General features: G+C 65.0%; 3 protein-coding genes and 2 pseudogenes. 4 read left to right on the top strand and 1 reads right to left on the bottom strand.

Annotation, left to right across the window (positions count from 1 at the left end):
• Positions 1 to 447: 447 nt before the first annotated feature.
• The 3 genes and pseudogenes from AB0368_RS37545 to AB0368_RS37535 form a co-directional block, all read left to right on the top strand.
• A pseudogene (locus AB0368_RS37545) lies at positions 448 to 1,101 on the top strand (hypothetical protein); the annotation flags it as partial.
• A 70-nt stretch (positions 1,102 to 1,171) separates the two neighbouring features.
• The gene (locus tag AB0368_RS37540; protein WP_366158819.1) at positions 1,172 to 2,920 is read left to right on the top strand and encodes a polymorphic toxin-type HINT domain-containing protein; all 1,749 of its coding nucleotides are present in this window, start codon (positions 1,172 to 1,174) and stop codon (positions 2,918 to 2,920) included.
• Entirely contained in the window at positions 2,907 to 3,305 is a 399-nt protein-coding gene (locus AB0368_RS37535; protein WP_366158818.1) for a hypothetical protein, read from the top strand. The genes AB0368_RS37540 and AB0368_RS37535 overlap by 14 nt, the downstream gene beginning before the upstream one ends.
• On the opposite strand, the gene AB0368_RS37530 is transcribed toward AB0368_RS37535, so the two are convergent.
• Entirely contained in the window at positions 3,282 to 3,701 is a 420-nt protein-coding gene (locus AB0368_RS37530; protein ID WP_366158817.1) for a bacterial transcriptional activator domain-containing protein, read from the bottom strand. The two genes, AB0368_RS37535 and AB0368_RS37530, sit on opposite strands and share 24 nt — an antisense overlap.
• A gap of 1,055 nt (positions 3,702 to 4,756) precedes the next feature.
• On the opposite strand from AB0368_RS37530, the pseudogene AB0368_RS37525 reads away from it, so the two are divergent.
• A pseudogene (locus AB0368_RS37525) lies at positions 4,757 to 4,995 on the top strand (hypothetical protein); the annotation flags it as partial.

The raw sequence follows: 4,995 nt of genomic DNA, 5'->3' as shown, positions 1-4,995 counted from the left end.
GAACTCCCGAGGGTAGGGCTTGGGCACAGCAACATCCTTCCAGCCCGCCACCAGGGCAAGCCATCTCAGATGTCACCTATCGGTGCAGCAGACCCGCACGCTACGCATCGGCAAGCCGACATCATCTACCCGGTACGTCCCCAACGTCACCGGTAGCTACACCGTGGCCACCACGGGGTACACCGTGATGGGCGCCAGCCGCTCGGCCAGACGATCACACTGCCGAGCGTCGAGCGGCCGCTGCCCCTCTCGTACACCACGAAGTTCACCTACACCCCGAACACCGAGCTTTTGGCCACCCAGCAGGACCCGGCGGTCGGCACCCTGCCCGGCGAAAAGATCATCTACGACCGCGACGCTCTCGGCGCCCCCACGAAGACCTCCGGCATCGATCTGTACGTCTCCAGCACCACCTACGGCGACCTCGGACAGCCATCGCGGATCACGATGGGCGACTCCACCAACCAGGTCGAGGCCCTCTACGACTACGACAAGTACACACTGCGCCTGAAGTCACGCACCATCTCCCGCAAGCAGGCCCCCGGGCCGGTCATCGACGACACCGGCTACACGTACGACGACGCCGGCAACCCGTTGTCGGTCGTCGACAAGCAGTCGGAGTCCGGCAACACCGTCACCGACACCCAGTGCTACCGCTACGACACCCTGGCTCGCCTGACCGAAGCCTGGACGGCGGCCTCCGCCTGCCCCGGAATCGAAGTCGCCCAGCCCGCGGCCGGTCAGGTAGCCAATAGGCCCGGCGCGTACTGGCAGACGTTCGGGTACAAGACCATCGGCGACCGTGACCGCACTGTGGAGCACTCCACCGCGGGCGGCGCGGACGCCACTACCAAGTACACCTACGGCACCGCCTCCGGCGCGCAGCCGCACACCCTCACCGAGACGACCGGCGGCGGCGATGCCACCACCTTCGTCTACGACCTCGACGGGAACCTGCTCACCCGCACCGCGTCCAGGGCCAACAACCAAACCCTGAAGTGGGACGACGAGGGTAACCTCGCCTCGGTCACCACGACCGGCGCGCAGCCCGGCACCACCAAATACCTCTACGACGCCAACGGTCAGCGACTGATCCGCCGCGACCCCGGCCGCACCAGCCTCTTCGCCGGGCGACACCGAAATCGTCGTCAACACCGCGGTCAACCCTTCCGTGCTGATCGGCGCCGTGCGCCGCTACACGCACGGCGGCGCAGGAGCCGTCGCAGTCCGGTCCACGCTGCCCGGCGGCGGCGCCCACTACGTCTTCGGCAACTCCAACGGGACCGCCAACCTGGCCATCGACACCACCACCCAGAAGATGTCGCGGCAGCAGTACAAGCCCTACGGCGAGAACCGGGCCGCGGCCAACACCACCCTGTGGCCGGACCTCACCCACGGCTACCTCGGTGCTCCGAAGGACCCCAGCACCGGATACACCGACGTCGGCGCCCGCAAGTACGACCCGACCCTCGGCCGATTCATCAGCGCCGACCCACTCCTGGAAACCACCGACCCGGCGCAGCTCGGCGGCTACGCGTACGCCGGCGACAACCCCATCACCAACTCCGACCCCAGCGGACTCAGGGTGGACGGAGACCGTCCGGGGTGCGCCCGCGGAAACGGCGGACATTGCGGCGGGTACGTCCTCCCCGACGAGAAGGACCCCGACAGCGACAAGTACCAGGGCGGCGCCCGCAACAATGGCGGTAGCGGCAGCCGAAATCAGCAGAACCCCGTCGATATCGAGGCCTATGGCAACAGAGTGGGCAGCGTCGGCGGCATCACCGTCACGGCCGACCAAGTTGACGACGTCTACACCTACGGCCAAAAGGTCAACTACGCGTACTACTACTTCCGCGCCACTATGCAGGGCTTCGACGCGCTCGACGACAACCTCAAGATGCTGTACGTCATGGACTGGGCGTGTACGCAGATGGACTCCATCTGTACATCGGTGTACGCCACCGCCGTCCACGACGCCCACAACAGCTACGCCGTCAAGGCCAACGGCGGCGACCCTGAATATTCCAGCCGCACCCACGACGCGGTCAGCAACGACGAAGGTGGCAGCGCTGGCGCCGCAGGCCGCATGCTGAAGCCGGGATCGATGCGCAGCTACGACATGCTCGAAGATATGGCTCACGGCGTCAGCTCGGCCTGCGTCCGGGGCAACAGCTTCGCGCCCGAGACCCGCGTCCTGCTCGCCGACGGAACCACCAAACCGATCTCCGAGATCCAAATCGGCGACCAGGTGCTCGCCACCGACCCGGAGACCGGCTCGACCCGGGTCGAGCCGGTCACCGAACTTCACGTCAACAGCGACACCGAGCTGGTCGACCTGACCGTAGACACCGCCGACGGCCAAACCGTCACGGTGCACACCACCGAAGAACACCCGTTCTGGAGCCCGGAGCACCAGAAGTGGGTCGACGCCGGCAAGCTAAAGCCCCATCAGTTCCTGGGCGCCGAGAAGACGCACGGCACCGCCACGGTCAAAGACGTCCACGTGTTCCCCGGCCTACAGACCATGTACAACCTCACAGTCGCCGACCTGCACACCTACTATGTGCTCGTCGGCACAACGCCGGTACTCGTCCATAACGCGAACGAAGGATGCCTGGTAACCCAGACGCTCGGTGCAGGCCCGCATGCAAAGGAAGGTGTGGGGCTCGTTAATGGAAACATCAACGATCCAGGAGTGATCAAGCTTGTAAATGAGGCCGGCGACAAGTTCGGTTGTCATACCTGCGGCGCGATGACGCCTGGGACTAAGAAGGGATCGTGGGTTCGCGATCATCAGCCGCCAACATCGATTGCGGGGCGAGGCCCCCAAACCGCATACCCTCAGTGCATGCCCTGCATGCGCCAGCAAGGCGGAATGGTCCGGCAATTGAAAGAGGGAAGATATGATTTCGACTGATGATCTGCGAGGGTCGTTCACCGTCCCGTTCGAGCATGGCCTTCTGGTCCTGGAAGATCCTGCGACCCGTGCCACGCATGATGGTTGGGTAGCTGCCGCTGAGCAGGTGCACCTTGACCAGGATTCTCTCTACGTAGGTGTGCAGGCTTCCGTCGACGGGCCGGTCACGGTCGAGGTGTACGACGCCGGTCTCCCTGAGTCGGCGACTGCCGAAATGACGCTCCGCTTCTCTGGGGAATTGCCTCTGTCGTCACGCATTCTCAGGGTGAGCGATTCGGATAACTTGGCCGTGCTGTCGCTGCAAACGAATAGCGAGAGTGTTCGTGTCAGAGTTCTCGTCGACGACGACGAATGGCCGGCCCTAGTGGTCATCATTCTTGAGTAGGCCGGCCTCGAGGAGGCGGGCGTCATAGGCTTCGCGCAGGCGGTCAGCGGCGTCATGATCACCAAGCTTGACAAGGGCGGTGACGAGGCGGTGGTGCAGATGCTGGTTGTAGGGGTTCAGGGTGACCGCCTCGCCCAGCAGCGGCAGCGCTTCATCGGCGCTCAGGCCGTCGGCCAGGCGCAGGTAGGCGTCGATGATGTGGTGGCGAAGGGTCTCACGCGGCGCGGCCAGCCATGCCCAGGGGCGGTCGGCGGCGAGTTCACCGCTGTTGCAACGCAGCACCGCCTGTTGCGCGTGGCGGCGGTCGGAGCTTGGTGAGCCCGAGCCCGACGACTTCTTGCGATAGCCGTACCAGCCGAGTTCAAACCCAGAACGGCCGCATTCCTCAAAGGCCATGGAGTGCCGGTGCAAGAACGCTGAGCGAACACATCAAACCTTCCATGCGACGCTCCGCCGCGCAGCTCGGAGCGTACAGGCGGGCACCGGTAAAGGCTGACAGGACGCTGCTGTCAGAACCGCGACCGCAAACGTGCAGGTCAGGTACGATGAGGCCGGCTTCGGAAGGGTGATGTGCTTGGACCCCTTTACCCGGCCGAGTATACTTTTCAGTGACCTGGTAAAACGTTCGTTAGCACGTCGCTGAGCCGTCTAAATGCTGGGGGTCAAGGGGTCGCAGGTTCAAATCCTGTCAGCCCGACCGAAGGTTTTCGCAGGTCAGAAGGCTGGTCTAGATCTTGGATCAGCCTTCTTCGCGTTCCTGGGGACCACAAGAGTCAAGTGGCGCCGGTCGTAGCGCACCTTGACCGCTGGTCCAGAAACCCGCAGCAAGCAAGTGTTACTGCCGACTTGGTCATTCTGTGTATCAAGGCGCCGCTGACGCGGCGCGACCGTGCCCGCTTGCGCCCGGCCTGCTGGCGGCCTCCGGCTGGCATCGGCCGGCGCGGCGGGCCGCACCATGGCATTCCATCCTCGCTCCTAGAGCTGCACTTCGGCCGGCGGCAGTCCTGCGGACCCCGGAAGGCCGAGCGACAACTCGGTCGGCCTTCCCCTCTCGCCTCAATGGTCCAGCACCGGTACCAGGCGTCAAGGACGCTCCGCGTCGCTTCGCGATGGCCTGCGGCCACCCTTGACCCCTGGCATCGGTGCTGGTGGAGGCTCTTGAGAGGGGCCGGCAGAAGAAGCGTTGGCACTGCAACTACCAATCCGGCCGTTCTTGGTGGTGAGGAACAGGCCGTGCCAGGGGTCGTGCAGATCGCCGCCCTGTTGTAGGGGTTCGGCGCTGCGGCGTAGCTGGGCCGCGCGGACGTGGGCGCGACGATGCTGGCGGCTGCACGCCCCGGGAGTCGCGTTAAAGAAGCTTTAAGGAACGCTTGCTCAGCGTCATGAACTGCTGCCACATCATTGCTCGTATATCTCGGCACAAGCAGTACCGAAACGAAGAGGAGCCGTGCATGTATCGACGCGGAGTCAGCAGCCGGACGCGCAAGCTGGTGATTGGAGGTGCCGCCGCGGCGCTGCTCGGCTCGGCGCTCGCGGTCGGCACGGGGATGAGCCAGGCCGCCGAACAGGGCAACGCCGGAGCCAGCTCCGGTGACATTAACGCTTTGGTGCCGGCGCTGGGTTTCAGCCCGGGCAATCCGAACGCGACGGCCGACCGCGTGGGCCCTACCGGGGTAAAAGTTCCCGGTCG

Source organism: Actinoplanes sp. NPDC051475 (assembly GCF_040689425.1).
Classification (GTDB): Bacteria; Actinomycetota; Actinomycetes; order Mycobacteriales; family Micromonosporaceae; genus Actinoplanes.
This window is presented reverse-complemented; position numbering and strand designations above follow the sequence as displayed.

What these genes read in the sequence shown, in the direction of transcription:
- AB0368_RS37535 (WP_366158818.1), top strand. Translation starts at nt 2,907, where the DNA reads ATGATTTCGACTGATGATCTGCGAGGGTCGTTCACCGTCCCGTTCGAG.
- AB0368_RS37530 (WP_366158817.1), bottom strand. Translation starts at nt 3,701, where the DNA reads ATGGCCTTTGAGGAATGCGGCCGTTCTGGGTTTGAACTCGGCTGGTAC.